This is a genomic window from Paraburkholderia sp. Cpub6 (genome assembly GCF_014201065.1).
GTDB classification, from domain to species: Bacteria; Pseudomonadota; Gammaproteobacteria; order Burkholderiales; family Burkholderiaceae; genus Paraburkholderia; species Paraburkholderia tuberum.
The window spans coordinates 46,166-60,656 of the sequence record NZ_JACHDM010000020.1; the positions used below are offsets into that span (position 1 = coordinate 46,166).

Annotated in this window: 19 protein-coding genes; 11 read left to right on the forward strand and 8 right to left on the reverse strand. The window is 64.9% G+C overall.

The window, feature by feature from the left end; genetic code table 11:
• Positions 1–6: 6 nt before the first annotated feature.
• Together HDG33_RS26850 and HDG33_RS26855 are read left to right on the forward strand one after the other, a co-directional pair.
• Positions 7–1,437 (forward strand): cytochrome c, encoded by a 1,431-nt coding sequence (locus HDG33_RS26850; protein WP_184036074.1) that lies wholly within the window; start codon positions 7–9, stop codon positions 1,435–1,437.
• A 188-nt stretch (positions 1,438–1,625) separates the two neighbouring features.
• The gene (locus HDG33_RS26855) at positions 1,626–2,363 is read left to right on the forward strand and encodes a metallophosphoesterase (RefSeq protein WP_409259074.1); all 738 of its coding nucleotides are present in this window, start codon (positions 1,626–1,628) and stop codon (positions 2,361–2,363) included.
• 37 nt (positions 2,364–2,400) lie between these two features.
• Here the strand turns inward: HDG33_RS26855 and HDG33_RS26860 are convergent, their stop codons facing one another.
• Complete coding sequence (locus tag HDG33_RS26860; protein WP_184036080.1) at positions 2,401–3,102, reverse strand: RES family NAD+ phosphorylase; 702 nt, start codon at positions 3,100–3,102, stop codon at positions 2,401–2,403.
• On the reverse strand, positions 3,099–3,461 hold the full coding sequence (locus tag HDG33_RS26865; RefSeq protein ID WP_083788730.1) for an MbcA/ParS/Xre antitoxin family protein: 363 nt from the start codon (positions 3,459–3,461) through the stop codon (positions 3,099–3,101). Before HDG33_RS26865 ends, HDG33_RS26860 begins: the two co-directional genes overlap by 4 nt.
• Before the next feature lie 187 nt (positions 3,462–3,648).
• Here HDG33_RS26865 and HDG33_RS26870 point away from each other — a divergent pair, with 187 nt between their 5' ends.
• A complete protein-coding gene (locus HDG33_RS26870) occupies positions 3,649–4,323 on the forward strand; it encodes a hypothetical protein (protein WP_184036083.1) in 675 nt (224 codons plus the stop codon).
• 39 nt (positions 4,324–4,362) lie between these two features.
• Here HDG33_RS26870 and HDG33_RS26875 read toward each other — a convergent pair whose 3' ends face one another.
• Entirely contained in the window at positions 4,363–5,217 is an 855-nt protein-coding gene (locus HDG33_RS26875; protein ID WP_184036086.1) for a LysR substrate-binding domain-containing protein, read from the reverse strand.
• 99 nt (positions 5,218–5,316) lie between these two features.
• Here HDG33_RS26875 and HDG33_RS26880 point away from each other — a divergent pair, with 99 nt between their 5' ends.
• From HDG33_RS26880 to arsH, 6 genes are all read left to right on the forward strand, one after another.
• The gene (locus HDG33_RS26880) at positions 5,317–5,709 is read left to right on the forward strand and encodes a tautomerase family protein (protein WP_184036091.1); all 393 of its coding nucleotides are present in this window, start codon (positions 5,317–5,319) and stop codon (positions 5,707–5,709) included.
• 91 nt (positions 5,710–5,800) lie between these two features.
• Positions 5,801–6,133 (forward strand): helix-turn-helix transcriptional regulator, encoded by a 333-nt coding sequence (locus HDG33_RS26885; RefSeq protein ID WP_018424160.1) that lies wholly within the window; start codon positions 5,801–5,803, stop codon positions 6,131–6,133.
• Positions 6,130–6,600: an ArsI/CadI family heavy metal resistance metalloenzyme gene (locus HDG33_RS26890; RefSeq protein ID WP_184036094.1), complete on the forward strand. Its 471-nt coding sequence runs from the start codon at positions 6,130–6,132 to the stop codon at positions 6,598–6,600. The genes HDG33_RS26885 and HDG33_RS26890 overlap by 4 nt, the downstream gene beginning before the upstream one ends.
• Positions 6,597–7,118 carry an arsenate reductase ArsC gene (locus HDG33_RS26895; RefSeq protein ID WP_184036097.1) on the forward strand — a complete coding sequence of 174 codons (522 nt, stop codon included), beginning with the start codon at positions 6,597–6,599 and terminating at the stop codon, positions 7,116–7,118. Before HDG33_RS26890 ends, HDG33_RS26895 begins: the two co-directional genes overlap by 4 nt.
• Positions 7,105–8,202: an ACR3 family arsenite efflux transporter gene (gene arsB / locus HDG33_RS26900; RefSeq protein ID WP_184036100.1), complete on the forward strand. Its 1,098-nt coding sequence runs from the start codon at positions 7,105–7,107 to the stop codon at positions 8,200–8,202. Before HDG33_RS26895 ends, arsB begins: the two co-directional genes overlap by 14 nt.
• Positions 8,199–8,960, forward strand: coding sequence for an arsenical resistance protein ArsH (gene arsH / locus HDG33_RS26905; protein ID WP_184036116.1), 762 nt, complete (start codon positions 8,199–8,201; stop codon positions 8,958–8,960). The genes arsB and arsH overlap by 4 nt, the downstream gene beginning before the upstream one ends.
• Positions 8,961–9,019: 59 nt before the next feature.
• On the opposite strand, the gene HDG33_RS26910 is transcribed toward arsH, so the two are convergent.
• Positions 9,020–9,268 (reverse strand): hypothetical protein, encoded by a 249-nt coding sequence (locus tag HDG33_RS26910; protein ID WP_184036119.1) that lies wholly within the window; start codon positions 9,266–9,268, stop codon positions 9,020–9,022.
• A 144-nt stretch (positions 9,269–9,412) separates the two neighbouring features.
• Here HDG33_RS26910 and HDG33_RS26915 point away from each other — a divergent pair, with 144 nt between their 5' ends.
• Entirely contained in the window at positions 9,413–10,117 is a 705-nt protein-coding gene (locus tag HDG33_RS26915) for an SDR family NAD(P)-dependent oxidoreductase (RefSeq protein ID WP_184036122.1), read from the forward strand.
• Between the two features lie 74 nt (positions 10,118–10,191).
• Entirely contained in the window at positions 10,192–11,037 is an 846-nt protein-coding gene (locus tag HDG33_RS26920) for a TOBE domain-containing protein (protein WP_184036125.1), read from the forward strand.
• A 37-nt stretch (positions 11,038–11,074) separates the two neighbouring features.
• On the opposite strand, the gene HDG33_RS26925 is transcribed toward HDG33_RS26920, so the two are convergent.
• The 4 genes from HDG33_RS26925 to HDG33_RS26940 form a co-directional block, all read right to left on the reverse strand.
• The gene (locus tag HDG33_RS26925; RefSeq protein ID WP_184036143.1) at positions 11,075–11,785 is read right to left on the reverse strand and encodes a sulfate/molybdate ABC transporter ATP-binding protein; all 711 of its coding nucleotides are present in this window, start codon (positions 11,783–11,785) and stop codon (positions 11,075–11,077) included.
• 1 nt (position 11,786) lies between these two features.
• A complete protein-coding gene (gene modB, locus HDG33_RS26930) occupies positions 11,787–12,461 on the reverse strand; it encodes a molybdate ABC transporter permease subunit (RefSeq protein WP_184036157.1) in 675 nt (224 codons plus the stop codon).
• A 22-nt stretch (positions 12,462–12,483) separates the two neighbouring features.
• On the reverse strand, positions 12,484–13,257 hold the full coding sequence (modA, locus tag HDG33_RS26935) for a molybdate ABC transporter substrate-binding protein (protein WP_184036160.1): 774 nt from the start codon (positions 13,255–13,257) through the stop codon (positions 12,484–12,486).
• Between the two features lie 191 nt (positions 13,258–13,448).
• Entirely contained in the window at positions 13,449–14,150 is a 702-nt protein-coding gene (locus HDG33_RS26940) for a phosphatase PAP2 family protein (RefSeq protein WP_184036163.1), read from the reverse strand.
• Between the last annotated feature and the right edge of the window lie 341 nt (positions 14,151–14,491).

The window sequence follows — 14,491 nt, forward strand, 5'->3', positions numbered from 1 at the left end:
GCCACAATGACGAAGAACACCTGTCGCGCGCAGCCGGACCCTGTGCTGATGCACGTCAACCAGCGCCGCCGCTTCGGCGGCGCGGCGCTCGCGGCCGCGTTTTCGCTGTTTGCGCTGTCGATGGCGTGGCACGAGTCGCACGGCCCGGACGCAAACTCGACCGACGAAATGCCGATCACCCGGGCGCGCGCCGACGACGCGGCGCAGGCTTCGGTCGGCGGCCCGGCCATGCTCGCCGGCAAGGCCGCGAATGGCGAACTCGTGAAGCGCGGCCAATACCTGACCCGTGCTGCCGATTGCGCGGCCTGCCATACGGCGGACAAGTCGCGCCCATTCGCGGGCGGCCTGCCGATCACCACACCGTTCGGCACGATCGTGACGCCGAACATCACGCCCGATCCCGACACCGGCATCGGCCAATGGAGCGACGCCGATTTCATGCGCGCGATGCACGAAGGCATCGGCAAAGGCGGCGAGCGGCTCTATCCGGCGTTCCCATACACCGCCTACACACGCGTGACCGAACAGGACGTGCTCGCGATTCGCGCGTATCTGAACACGCTCGCGCCGATTCACTACACGCCGCCCTCGAACAGCCTCAAGTTCCCGTTCAATCAGCGCTGGCTAATGGTGTTCTGGAACCTGTTCAACTTCACCGAGGGGCGCTTCGTGCCGGACCCGAAACAGAGCCCCGAATGGAACCGAGGCGCGTATCTGGTCGAAGGGCTCGCGCATTGCGAGGAATGCCATACACCGCGCAATTTCATGCAGGGGCTGAAGTCGAGCGCGCGTTTCTCCGGTGCGGTGCAGGCCGGCTGGCATGCGTTCAATATCACGCCGGACAAGCTGAGCGGCGTCGGCGACTGGCGCGACGACGAACTCAAGTCGTATTTGTCGACCGGCGCGGCGCCGAGCCGCGCAAACGCGGCCGGCCCGATGGGCGAAGTGGTCGCGAACAGCACGCAGTACCTGACGCCGGTGGATCTGCGCTCGATCGTCGTGTTCTTGCGCTCGGTGCCGGCCGTGAGCGGCGGCGAGGCGCGTCCCCGTCATCAATGGGGCAAGCCGGCCAGCGACGTCACCGCCATGCGCGGCACCGCGATCACCGGCGTGAACGGCGCGCAGCTGTTCGTCGCCAATTGCGCGACCTGTCATGGCTGGACCGGGCAGGGCGTGGGCACGAGCGCGCCGGGCGCGTATCCGTCGCTGATCCACAACTCGACGGTCGGCGCGAACGACGCGAACAATCTCGCGTTGGTCATTCTGCACGGCGTGAATCGCACGACCGCGCACGCGGACGTGCTGATGCCCGGGTTCGGCGGCCATCTCGACGACGAGCAGATCGCGGCGATCACCAACTACGTGACGAAACAGTTCGGCAATCCGCAGGCGACGATCGCGGCCGACCAGGTGGCGAAGCTGCGCACGCTGCAATAGCGCGCGGGACGACTCGGGCGCGCGCCAGGAGTGACTCGCGCAAACGTGCATTTCCGGTAACGCATACCGCAAATGTGCCGTTTCAGCGTCATTTTTGCGTCGTTCGATGTCTTTCTTGCTCGATGAAGCGTGCGGATACGATAGGCACCCCGCATACGCGTGCGCGTCGGCCGCATTATCATGGTGGGATGAATTCCATCCCCGCCAACTTCGTTCAGCATCACGACGCCAACGAGGCCGGCCGCGATTTCGTGGTCGGCGATCTGCACGGCTGCGTCGACGCTTTGCGCTACCTGCTGCGTCAGATCGCGTTCGATCCGACGTGCGACCGGCTGTTTTCGGTCGGCGATCTGGTCGATCGGGGCGAGCACTCGGAGCAGGCGCTCGCGCTGCTCGCGAAGCCGTGGTTTCATGCGGTGCTCGGCAATCACGAGGACGCGCTGTGCGCGGTCGCCGACGGCCGCTTGCGGCGGCAGTGGTGGTACGGCATCGGCGGCGCGTGGGCGGCCGACGTGCCCGACGAGCGCCTGCGCCATTACGCCGAGCATCTGCGCACGCTGCCGCTCGTGCGCGTGATCGGCAGCGGCAAGGCGCGCTTCAACGTTCTGCACGCCGAATTTTTCGGCTCCGACGCCGAGCTCGACGCGGGCAATTATTCGGCCGAAACGCGCCAGCAATTGCTGTGGGGTCGCGAGCTCGCGCTGGGCAACGGCGATCCGCTGCGGCAGCGCGGGCTGTCGCTGACTTATTGCGGCCATACGCCGGTGCGCGACATCACGCAGATCGGCTCGCAAGTGTTCATCGATACGGGCGCGTTCGGGCCGGACGGCACGTTGACGATCGTGCAGCCGCAGGCGTTGCGTCGTTGGTCGATCTCGGTCGAGGCCGCGCGCGCGGAAGGGGCGGCGGAATTGGCCTTGCCTTGAACGGCTGAAGTCCCCGCGCTGCTTCGCCGCTCTTCTGTCACCCGACCTGATTCAACTCGAACACCATATCGACGCTCCTGCCGTTCCAGTTGTATTCGAGGTATGCCGCGTGATGGCAGTCGCGCAGCAGCATCGTGCGGAATGCCGCGAGGCATTCGCCAGCGCTGTCGCGCACCGACGGATACACGATGCCCGGCGCGCCCGACGCGCGTACCGCGCGCCCGAGCGCCTGTCCGGGAAGGTAGTCGTCGGGCGACAGCACGGCGGGATCGAACTCGGGGTCGCGACGCAAGTCGACCACGCTGCCTTGTGCGACTACCGTGTAGAGACGCATCTGTTGACGCATCGGCGGCTCGGCGGTCGCCTGGAGAAACTGACCCGTGTGATAGCGTGTTTCCGCGATCGCAGTCGCGCGTGAACGCGCGCAATAGAACACGCCGTAGGTGCCGTCGGAAAAGCGGCTGCCGAGCGGATTCAGATGCGTGAGCGCGGCCATGATCGGCCCGTAGCCGGGCCCGAAACGGCGCTCCTCGCGCGGCACCAGATCGAGTTCGCCGATTTCGGTGCGCAGCCGGTCGTTGGTCATCGCTTCGAGCGCGTACAGTGCGTCGAAATCCTCCGGCGATGCGACCCGATCGAACAGGTTGATGGCCGGAAAGCGCGTCGGAATCACGCGATACGCGGGCGACCAATCGAGCGCTGCGCTGGTCCAGCGGTCCTGCCATTGCGGTTGCGTCACGCCCAGCCGCCTCGCATTGCGTCGAGATACTGGCGCACGGCCACGAGATCGCTGATGTTGCCTGCCAGCATACGGTCCAGCGCGCGTTTGCCGCCGAACGGCGGCGCGCTGTTGGGGCGTTTGACCCAGGTGTCGGCGGCGCTCGGCTGCGGCAGCAGAATCTGCAGCGCCTTGTAGATGCCGAGCAGCAGCGACAGTCGCTCCAGCGTGTCGTGGCTGAGGCGCGCGGTCTCGGGCGTCGCCCTCCACTTGAAGAACGTCGAGCGGCCCGGCTTGCCGAGCAGCACGATCTGCTCGTCGGCGCTCAGGTCCCAGTCGTGCGCGATGTTGAAGAACGCACGCAGACCGGCCGCGGACATCTGCGTCAGCGTGGGTTCCGAAAGCGATCGTCGCGGCGATGCCTCGGGCGAGGAAATTCGGGCAGCGTGAGCCATTGCGGGTAAGTCCCTATGTGTACTTTTTAAGAATATTAGTCCAAAAGTGGATTTTTGCAAGAGAATATAATCCCGGCTCGTTTTGGCAGTCGTCGATCAGGAGAAGCAGCAGATGCGGGTTCGAGCAGTAGCAGCGGCGCTGGCCGTGTGGTGTGTGTCGGAGGTGGCGTTGGCTGCCGGCTATGCGGAAGTGTGGAATCCGCCGGAGACGAGCGGGCATATCGCAAGCGGACACGTTACCCGGCAGGCGCACGCGCGGAAAAAACCCGAGGCGGTGAAAGTGAAGGCGGGCGCCAAGGGCGGAATCAAGACCAAAGCTGGTGCGCATGCGCGGCAGACGGCGAGCGCCCGGCACGCGGCAACCCATGTCGCGTCGGCCGGCGCGGCCCACCGCGGCAAACTCGCGGCGCATGGGAACGGCGAGAAACATCTCGTGGCGGGCGGGAACGTGAAAGGCGGTACGAAAGTCGCGGCGTCGGGCCCGAACCGGTCGCACGCCACCGTGACCGCGCAGACCGCGAAGCACGCGCAGCCACATGTGCAACTGGCGCACGCGAAGCCGGCTCAGGGCAAGGTCGTGCACGCCGATTTCGCGGCGGCTCACACCGCGCGTCCGCATGTGGACAAGGTCGCGGCGAAGCCCGCGATTTCCCGTGCGAATCTGATCAAACCGCCCGTGCGGACTTCGTCGGACGCGTCCGCAAACGTTAGCGACATCGCGCCAATGGGCTCCGTGCCCAATCCGGCGACCGCCAGCAGCGGTTCGCTGCCGCCGATCATCCACTAAGGCTGCTTCGAGCGGCGCGGTGTGGCATCGGTCGTGGCGTCACGCCGTGGCGAGGCCGTTTGCAAGCAGCCGCAGCGTTTCCGCCGAGCGGGCCTCGCGCACGCGCGAATGCAGCGTCACACGCGATTCCGGCAGCGCCGGCAAGCTGAGCCGCGCGCCGACGTCGATCAGACCGCGCGGCGCAACCCGACGCGCGAGCGGCGACACGGCGAGCCCAGCGGCCACAGCCGCGCCCACCGCCGCGACGCCACCACCCACAAACACCTCCTGCCAGGCGATCCCCGCCGCCGTCAGCGTGCGCAACGCGACGTCACGCACGTTGCACGGCGGGCTCAATAGCGCGAGCGCTAGCGGCTCACCGACTCGCGGCAGCCATGTCGGCGTCGCGAGCCAACCGAGCGATTCGCTGAATAGCGTCTGCGCGTCATCGCGCGGCGGTTCGTCGGCGCCGTAGCGGACGATCGCCGCATCGAGCCGGCGTTCGTCGAACTGCGCGAGCAACGCCGCCGATGTGCCCATATGCAACTCGACCACGAGGCCCGGATCGTGTGCGTTGAGCCGGCCGAGCAGGTGCGGCAGATCGGAGCCCGCAACGTGCTCGCTGAGCCCGAGCACGAGCCGCCGCCGCCGCTCCGCCGACAGCGCGCCGAGCGCGCGCTCGTGCGCGTTCAGCAACTCGCGCGCGGCGCCGAGAAACGCGTGGCCGTCGGCGGACAGACGCACGATGCGCGGCGTGCGCTCCAGCAACTGCTTGCCCAGGTGCGCCTCCAGTCGCTTCAGCTTCAGGCTGACGGCCGATTGCGTGGTGTCGAGCGCGTCCGCGGCGCGCGTGAAGCTGCGCAGATCGGCGACCAGCACGAAGGCGCGCACCGCATCGAGATCGAGGACTTTCATTTCGGATGGAAATGGATGAAATAGACAGGGATATCTGTTTATTATGACCGAGCGCGCCTAAGCTGTGTTCAACCCAACACCGCAAACAAGGAGCCCATCATGCCGCTCACCCGGATCTCACTGCGCGCCGGCAAGCCGGCCGATTACCGCCAGGCGCTGAGCGCCGGCATCCAGCGCTCGCTGGTGGACACGTTCAACGTGCCGAAGGACGACATGTTCATGCTGATCACCGAGCACACGGCCGGCAACATGATCTATGACCGGCAGTACCAGAATATCGAGCGCGGCGACGATCTCGTCGTGATCCAACTGACCGTCAGCAACACGCGCTCGGTCGAGCAGAAGAAGGCGCTGTACCGGCGCATCGTCAATGAACTCGGGAAGTCGCCGGGCGTGCGGCCCGAGGATGTGTTTATCAATCTCGTCGAGGTCGAGAAGGAGAACTGGTCGTTTGGGAATGGGATTGCGCAGTACGCAAGCCGTCCCGACTAGCGCCATCCGTCATCAAAGAGCGAATCACCGACCAAATTGCGATATTTCAACAAATATTGAAATATAGCAGTGAAGTGGATATAGTGTCTTTATGGACACGATCAATGCCGTACGCGCGCTCGGCGCGCTCGCTCACGAATCCCGTCTCGCGATCTTTCGCCAGCTCGTCGTTGCCGGCCCCGAAGGCATGGCGGCTGGCGAAATAGCGCAGCAGTTAGGCATTTCGCCTTCCGGCCTTTCATTCCACCTGAAAGACCTGACACACGCCGGACTGGTGAGTCCGCGACAGGAAGGGCGCTTCGTCATCTACACCGCAAACTTCGACGCGATGACGTCGCTGATCGGCTTCCTCACAGAGAACTGCTGCTCCGGTGCATCGTGCGCCGCGAGCGACCTTTCCAACTGCTGCCGAGACGAAACATGAAACGCATGCACATTCACGTGGCTGTGGACAATCTTGCCGACAGCATCCGCTTCTACAGCGCGATGTTTGGCAACGTCGAGCCGACGGTCATCAAGAGCGATTACTGCAAGTGGGAGTTGAGCGATCCCGTCGTGAACTTCGCGATCTCGCAACGCGGGGCGAAACCTGGCGTCGATCACATTGGCATCCAGGTCGAAACCGATGAGGAACTGGCAGAGATGAACGGGCGCTTCGCCGCCGCCGAAGTTCCCGTGCAGCACCAGAGCGGCACGACATGCTGTTACGCGAAGTCGGACAAGGCGTGGACCGTCGATCCGCAAGGCGTGGCCTGGGAAACCTTTCTGACGCTCGAATCGGCTCCCATCTATGGGCAATCTCATACCCAGGAGGCATTGGCAGCAAACGAATCCGCGGCAGCCTGCTGCGCTCCGTCCCAGGCAAGCATTTCATTTCGGAGCCGCACGTGAGCGGCAAACCGTATTCCGTACTGATTCTCTGCACCGGCAACAGCGCACGCAGCATCATGGCCGAGGCGCTGTTCAACGTGCTCGGCAAAGGACAGTTTCGCGCGTACAGCGCGGGCAGCCATCCATCCGGCGCAGTCAATCCATTCGCGATCGAGAAATGCGCGGCACTGGGCTACGACACCGCGAAGATGCGCAGTAAGAGCTGGGACGAGTTCGCAACGCCCGACGCGCCGCAGATGGACTTCGTCATTACCGTATGCGATCAGGCCGCGGGCGAGGTCTGCCCGATCTGGCCCGGCAAGCCGATCAGCGCGCACTGGGGCTTTGAAGATCCCGCAGCCTGCCAGGGAACCGACGACGAGAAGCGCGAAGTTTTCGACAAGGTCTATCGACAGATCATGAATCGCGTGAGCCAGTTCGTGAACCTGCCGCTGCACGCGCTCAACCACGACGCAATCCAGCGCGAAATGCGTGCCATTGGCGAGCGTCCGGCAGAGGAAACCAATGAGTCGCGCTGAGGCTCGTGCAGCCGCGCGCCCGGCTATCGGCTTCTTCGAGCGCTATCTGACGGTGTGGGTCGCGCTGTGCATCGTGGCAGGCGTGATACTCGGCCAGTTGTTGCCGGGCGCATTTCAGGCGCTCGGGCGTATGGAACTCGCGCACGTCAACCTGCCCGTCGGCGTGCTGATCTGGGTGATGATCATCCCGATGCTCATCAAGATCGACTTCTCGGCGATGAAGCAGGTCGGCAGCCAATGGCGCGGCATCGGCGTGACGCTCGCGGTCAACTGGCTCGTCAAACCGTTCTCGATGGCCGTGTTGGGCTGGGTGTTCATTCGTCACGTGTTCAGGCCGTGGCTGCCCGTCGAGCAACTCGACAGCTACCTCGCAGGTCTCATCCTGCTCGCCGCCGCGCCGTGCACGGCAATGGTCTTCGTGTGGTCGCAACTGTGCAAGGGCGACCCGTATTTCACTCTGTCGCAGGTCGCGCTGAACGACTCGATCATGGTCGTGGCGTTCGCGCCACTCGTCGCGTTGCTGCTCGGGCTGTCCGCGATTACAGTGCCTTGGGACACACTGATCGCTTCGGTTGGCCTTTACATAGTGATCCCGGTCATCCTCGCGCAACTGCTGCGCCAACGCTTTCTTCGAAAGGGCGAAGAGCATTTCCGTAGCGTCGTTGCCCGTCTCGGTCCCTGGTCCATCTGCGCCTTGCTCGTGACGCTGGTCCTGCTGTTTGCGTTTCAGGGTCAGCAGATCGTTGAGCAGCCGCTGGTGATCGCGATGCTCGCCGTGCCAATCCTCATTCAGGTGTTTCTGAACTCGGGACTGGCCTACCTGCTCAACCGCCAGTTGGGCGTCGCACATTGCGTCGCTGGCCCGTCGAGTCTGATTGGCGCAAGCAACTTCTTCGAACTCGCCGTGGCCACGGCAATCAGCCTGTTCGGTTTTCATTCGGGTGCCGCACTGGCGACGGTGGTTGGGGTTCTGATCGAGGTCCCCGTGATGCTGCTCGTCGTGGGGGTCGTGAACCGTTCGCAAGCATGGTACGAATCAGGGCAGCGGAAAGTCGCGCCCAACCTGGGGAGAAACGGATCGTGATGAGTGATCTGCCGAACGTCAGCCCTATTCACCTCGATATACCGGACGTGGACAAGCTGGCACCCGTGACCACTTCAACGCATCCGCCACGCATCCTGCTGCTTTACGGGTCGCTGCGAGCAACGTCGTATAGCCGGCTGCTGACGCTCGAAGCCGAGCGCATCCTCCGTCATTTCGGAGCGCAAACGCGGGTATTCGACCCGCACGGCCTGCCGCTCGCCGATAGCGTCCCGGCAGATCATCCGAAGGTCGTCGAACTGCGCAAGCTATCCGAGTGGTCGGAGGGGCAGGTTTGGTGCAGCCCGGAGCGCCACGGCAATCTCACGGCCGTATTCAAGAATCAGATCGACTGGCTGCCGCTCGAAAGCGCGGGAATACGGCCGACCCAGGGGCGCACGCTGGCTGTGATGCAGGTGTGCGGAGGCTCGCAATCGTTCAATGCGGTAAATGCGCTGCGCGTGCTTGGCCGCTGGATGCGGATGGTGACCATCCCCAATCAGTCGTCAGTCGCGAAGGCATACCTGGAATTCGATTCCGATGGCCGTATGAAGCCCTCGTCCTACTATGATCGCGTGGTCGACGTGATGGAAGAACTGATCAAGTTCACGCTGCTCGTGCGGGACCGTTCGGACTATCTGACCGATCGATACAGCGAGCGCAAGGAGGCCGCGCCCCTGCAAGCGAGCGTACTTGCAGGCTCGGCGATGCGACACGAAATCAACTCCAATGCCGACACCGACGACAGCGAAACCGAATGAACCCGACCACCTGCAAACCCGGCTAGAGACGTGGGTGCTGGCGTGGCTGAGCGGACTTGCTAGTCCTTACCCCACCGCCAGCGCGGCGGCTCGCCCTTCAGCCAGCACACGACCACGAGAGCCACGGTAAATAGAGCGACCAGCAAGGCGAACGTGAGCGGATGACCCGCGGGTTGAAACCGGAAAACGACCACCCCGAGCAATACGAAATACGCGAGCAGCGTCAGCCATCCTTGCCAGCGCACGGGAAGGCCCCAACCCCAGCCATAGCGTTTGGCTGGGAACCAGTATTCACGAGAGGGTGACATCGCGCGGTCTCCTGATTCGTGCGCTTGCTCATTGTCGACGATTCACGGTCGGTAAGTGCAAGCATTGCATCTTCCGCGCTGTATCACGCGGGACTATATTTCCTGGACCGGCTTTAACCCGAGTCCATCGACAGGAAACGTTCCATGCAACCCGCAAACCAGCAAAAAACCGTGCTTCTGATCGGCGCCTCGCGCGGTCTCGGCTTCGCGATGGTCGAGGAGTATCTGAAGCGCGGCTGGCGAGTCATCGCGACCGGCAGGCAAAATTCCACGACCAGGCTCCTTCAGCTTGCGACGGCGTCACATGACGCACTCGAAGTCGAAACGGTCGACATCACGATGCCCGAACAGGTCGCCGCGTTGCGGGGCCGCCTCGAAGGACGTCCGATCGACCTGCTGTTCGTCAACGCCGGCGTCAAGAACGACGATAGTGAAACGATCGCGGATGTATCGACCGACGAATTCGTGCGCGTGATGGTGACGAACGCGTTGAGTCCGATGCGGGTCGTCGAGGCCTTGCAGGATCTCGTTCGGCCGACTGGCACGATCGGCGTGATGTCGTCGGGGCAGGGCAGCGTCGCCAACAACGAGAACGGCAACTACGAGGTCTATCGCGGCAGCAAGGCCGCGCTCAACATGTTCATGCGAAGCTTTGCCGCGCGTCACCGAAGCGATACCAGAACCCTGCTGCTGATGGCGCCCGGCTGGGTGCGAACCGATATGGGCGGCCCGGACGCGCGTCTGAGCATCGACGAAAGCATCCCGAACCTGGTCAGCACGATCGACGCTTACGAGGGCCGTGCCGGTTTGCATTATCTCGACTACCTCGGCAGAGTCGTGCCATGGTGAGCGGCAAGCGGCGGAAGAGCGCGTCGCTATAATGATTCGCCGCCCTGCCACGTACCCTCAACCACTCTCTGCCAATGACCATCGATCGCCCCGATCCTCCCCGCGATGCCCTCGAACTCGGCGGCTCCGTCTGGTTTCAGGCGGGCACGCAGACGCTCGGCGGCGCGGCCCGCATCGCGCTGCTTGCGGCGATTGGCGAGACCGGCTCGATCACGAGCGCGGCGAAGGCGGTCGGCATCAGCTACAAAGGCGCGTGGGATGCCATCGACACGATGAACAACCTCGCCGGCGAGCCGCTCGTCGTGCGTCTGACCGGCGGCAAGGGCGGCGGCGGCACGACGCTGACGCCGCGCGCGGTGAAGCTGATCGAGACGTTTCGCGCGGTCGAGCGCGAGCATCGGCGCTTTCTCGAACGCGCCGGCGCGGCGATCGGCGAAGGCTTCGCGACGGACTGGGACCTGATCGGCCGCATCGGCGTGAAGACGAGCGCGCGCAATCAGTTCTACGGCACGGTGTCGGCGATCGAGCGCGGCACCGTCAACGACGAAGTGTCGCTCGCGCTGCCCGGCGGCCACACGATCGTCGCCGTGCTCACGCACGAGAGCACTGAAGCCCTCGGGCTCGCGGTCGGCGTGGCGGCGTTTGCGTTGATCAAGGCGTCGTGGGTCGTTTTGCTCGTACCGGGTGATGGCGATCGCGATGCGCCGTTGAACCTGTCGGCGCGCAATCAGTTGCGTGGCACCGTGCACAGCGTGAAGCGCGGCGCGGTGAACGCGGAACTGTCGCTCGGGCTCGAAGGCGGCGCGGTGGTCACGGCGGTCGTCACCAATGGCAGCGTCGACATGCTCGGTTTGCAGGAAGGCGCGAGCGCGGTCGCGGTGTTCAAGGCGTCGAGCGTGATACTTGGCGTGAAGGATTGAGGTTGCCGGGGCGTAACCAAGGCGCAATGCCACCCGCTCAACGAGGTGACGCCTCGCTGCGCGCATATCCTGCGAACGGATGATCCTCGCGCACGCGGCCGTCGCTGACCTGCACGACCTGATCGCCGAATGCGGCGACGTCGTCCGGATCGTGCGTGATCAGCACCATCGGAATATCGAGCCGCGTTTGCAGGTCCGATAGCTCGCGTCGCATGCGCTGGCGCAACTCACTATCCAGTGCGGAAAACGGCTCGTCGAGCAGCAGCAGGCGCGGCTGCGAAACCAGCGCGCGCGCGAGCGCCACACGCTGCTTCTGCCCGCCCGACAGCTGCGCCGGGTGATTGCCCGCCACGCCCCTCAATTCGAGCGCATCGAGCCAGTAATCGACCTGCGCATGCGCGCCGCGCGCACGCGGATTGAGCCAGCCCCGGTGCAGCCCGAAGCCGATGTTCTGCCGCACGTTCAGATGCGGAAACAGCGCGTAGTCCTGAAACAGATACGCGATCTTGCGCGCCTGCGGCTTCTGATCGATGCCGACCGCGCTATCGAACAAGGTGGTGCCGTGCAGCGTGATGGTCCCTTCATCGGGACGCAGCAAGCCGGCGATCGCCTGCAAGGTCAGGCTCTTGCCCGCGCCCGACGGCCCGAACAGCACGAGCCGCTGCGTGCTCGCGCTGAACGCGACGTCGAGCGTGAAGCGCCGCTCGGCGGTCTCGAAGGTCTTGCGGATGGCGACGTTGAGCGGCATGTCAGCGGGCTCTCAGAAGCGTGTGCTGCGGCACGAGACGCCCCGCGAGCAGCAGGATCGTCACGCACGCGACCGATGTCACGAGCACGAGGAAGTTGGCGGTGCTGTCGTCGCCGGCCTGCACCGCCGAATAGACCGCGACCGACAGTGTCTGCGTGCGGCCTGGCAGATTGCCCGCGATCATCAGCGTCGCGCCGAATTCGCCGAGCGCGCGCGCGAACGCGAGCAGGCCGCCCGCGAGGATGCCGCGCGCGGCGAGCGGCAGCGTCACGCGGAAAAACACCGCGGCTTCGCTGACGCCGAGCGTGCGCGCCGCGCGCTCCAACTGCGGATCGACGCCCTCAAAGGCGGCGCGCGCGGACTTCAGCACGAGCGGAAACGCGACCACCGTCGACGCGATCACCGCGCCCTGCCACGTGAAGACGAGCTGGATGTCGAAGCGGTCGAGCCACGCGCCGATCACGCCGCGTCGGCCGAGCAGCACGAGCAGGTAATAGCCGAGCACGGTGGGCGGCAGCACGAGCGGCAGCATCAGCAGCGAATCGATCACGTCGCGCGCGCCGGAGCGCCAGCGCGACAGGCCGAACGCGGCCGCGACGCCGAGCACGAGAGTGAGCGCGGTGGCCCAGCCTGCGACCTTCAGCGATAGCAGCAGCGGAACCCAGGCCTGTTGCATGAGCGTGTGCTCTCCCCGTGAATCAATGCGCCGGCTTGAAGCCGTACTTCGCGAGCACCGCCTGGCCGGCCGGCGACAGCACGAAGTCGATGAAGGCTTGCGCGTCGGCCGCGTGATGGCTGCCTTCGACCTGCGCGATCGGATAGCTGATCGGCGTTTGCGTCGGCAGGTTCAGCGCGACCTTGACCTTGTCGGGCATGATCGCGGCATCGGTGCCGAACACGAAGCCGGCGTCGACTTCGCCGCGCGCGACGTAATCAAGGCTCTGACGCACGTTCGACGCGAGCACTGCCTTCGCGCTGACCGCGTCCCACACGCCGGCGGCCTGAAGCGCGCCCTGCGTGTAGCGGCCAACCGGCACCGAGGCCGGATCGCCGAACGCGACGCGCTTGACGTTCGCGGTCGTCAGCGCGTTGAGGTTGGCGGGCGCGAAATGACTGTCGGCTGGCACGATCAGCACCAGCGAGTTGGCGGCGAAGTCGCGCCGCGTCGACGGCACGATCACCTTTTCGGCGGCGGCCTTGTCCATTGCCTTCTGATCCGCGGACGCGAACACGTCGGCGGGCGCGCCTTTGACGATTTGTTGCATCAGCACGTCGGACGCGCCGAAGTTCAACAAAACCTTGGTGCCCGGATGCTGTTGCTCGAACGCGTCGCCGACCGCCTTGAACGCATTGGTCAGGCTGGCGGCGGCCGAGACCACCAGTTCATCGGCGTGGGCATTGACGCTGACCACGACGGCGACGGCGGCTGCGACGCACAGCGCGTACTGCTTCAGATGGCAAGAGAGTGTCATGAAGGACCTGGAGTCTGACGTGAACGGGAAGCAGTAGCTTAAAAACGCTATCGTAATATATGCGCGGTTATAGCGGTGGGCGAAACGGTCGATTCGGCGCAGCGCTTCACGTATGGCGTGAAGCGCGAGGGAAGTGCTACAAACTGTAAAAGGAAGCTTGAAAACGCGGCGGAAGGGCCGGCGCAGCGTGCTCAGATGTCCGATGCGCGCATCGGCTGGAGCGTATTGCGCGTTTGCGACAGCGGCGCAGCCGACGGTCGAATGTCGCGTGGGGACAGCCATTTCGCGCGAATGAACGGCCGGTCGTGGCCAGACACCTTCAATGCGATATGCGTGACCCAGCGCTGCGTGGGCACGTGCACGCCGTGCATCAGGATTGCCAGCACCATCAGGCTGACGGTGACCGGGAGCGCCGACAGTCGGCCCGGCTCCGCATTCCACGCGATGCGCACGAACACGAGCGCGGTGAGCGCGCCGACGAGGCAGCCAGTCACGGCTTCTGACGGCGAATGCGCGCTCAGCACCACGCGCGACAAGCCCACCGCCAGGCCGGCGGCAAGCCCCCCGAGCACGCCGAGCAGCCGGACGGCGCGGCGCGCGGGCAATAGCATCAAAAACAGCGCGACCGGATAGACGGCCGTGGACAGCATGGAGTGACCGCTGACGCCGGTGAAATCGAGCTCGCGCACGCCGACGCCCCAGCCGAGGAAGGCGAGCTTGGTCACGGTCACGACGCCGATCGCCGTACCGAGCAGCGCGAGCCAGCAGGCCGCGAGCCGCGACGAGTAGCCGACCGCCAACCACAGCGCGATGGCGAGCGCGAGCGGCAGCGTCAAGCCGGCGCCGCCGAGGCTGGTGATCGAATACCACAGGTGGATCGGTAAATCGGGCATGGCGGGAGCGCGACGCGGGTCGCGTGAAATCGGGTTGGCGGAAATCGGCGCGCGGCCGGCACGAAACGCCGATGCGGCCCGGATCGACACGTCGGGAAATCAACCGCCAGTATAGTCGGGTGTCGCGCGACGGTCTTGCGGCGCACAGCGCTTTTGCACGCCGAATGTGAGCTGCCGAACGGCTATCGACGTGGTTTGACGACAGGGCCCCGGCAAGGTTCGCGACGATCGAAATGGGGCACGAAGAGCGGCGCTGTGTTCAGCACCACAGGAAAAATGATGTTATTGTGCATTGCACAACTTCATCTGATCTGCAGTTTTGGGGTCCGCATTTGTCCCTT

Coding starts and splice junctions, on each gene's coding strand:
- HDG33_RS26920 (WP_184036125.1), top strand. CDS start 10,192: ATGACCATCGATCGCCCCGATCCTCCCCGCGATGCCCTCGAACTCGGC.
- modB (WP_184036157.1), bottom strand. CDS start 12,461: ATGCAACAGGCCTGGGTTCCGCTGCTGCTATCGCTGAAGGTCGCAGGC.
- HDG33_RS26940 (WP_184036163.1), bottom strand. CDS start 14,150: ATGCCCGATTTACCGATCCACCTGTGGTATTCGATCACCAGCCTCGGC.
- HDG33_RS26890 (WP_184036094.1), top strand. CDS start 6,130: ATGAAACGCATGCACATTCACGTGGCTGTGGACAATCTTGCCGACAGC.
- HDG33_RS26850 (WP_184036074.1), top strand. CDS start 7: ATGACGAAGAACACCTGTCGCGCGCAGCCGGACCCTGTGCTGATGCAC.
- HDG33_RS26870 (WP_184036083.1), top strand. CDS start 3,649: ATGCGGGTTCGAGCAGTAGCAGCGGCGCTGGCCGTGTGGTGTGTGTCG.
- HDG33_RS26865 (WP_083788730.1), bottom strand. CDS start 3,461: ATGTCCGCGGCCGGTCTGCGTGCGTTCTTCAACATCGCGCACGACTGG.
- HDG33_RS26855 (WP_409259074.1), top strand. CDS start 1,626: ATGAATTCCATCCCCGCCAACTTCGTTCAGCATCACGACGCCAACGAG.
- arsB (WP_184036100.1), top strand. CDS start 7,105: ATGAGTCGCGCTGAGGCTCGTGCAGCCGCGCGCCCGGCTATCGGCTTC.
- HDG33_RS26925 (WP_184036143.1), bottom strand. CDS start 11,785: ATGCCGCTCAACGTCGCCATCCGCAAGACCTTCGAGACCGCCGAGCGG.
- HDG33_RS26875 (WP_184036086.1), bottom strand. CDS start 5,217: ATGAAAGTCCTCGATCTCGATGCGGTGCGCGCCTTCGTGCTGGTCGCC.
- HDG33_RS26915 (WP_184036122.1), top strand. CDS start 9,413: ATGCAACCCGCAAACCAGCAAAAAACCGTGCTTCTGATCGGCGCCTCG.
- HDG33_RS26910 (WP_184036119.1), bottom strand. CDS start 9,268: ATGTCACCCTCTCGTGAATACTGGTTCCCAGCCAAACGCTATGGCTGG.
- HDG33_RS26885 (WP_018424160.1), top strand. CDS start 5,801: ATGGACACGATCAATGCCGTACGCGCGCTCGGCGCGCTCGCTCACGAA.
- modA (WP_184036160.1), bottom strand. CDS start 13,257: ATGACACTCTCTTGCCATCTGAAGCAGTACGCGCTGTGCGTCGCAGCC.
- HDG33_RS26880 (WP_184036091.1), top strand. CDS start 5,317: ATGCCGCTCACCCGGATCTCACTGCGCGCCGGCAAGCCGGCCGATTAC.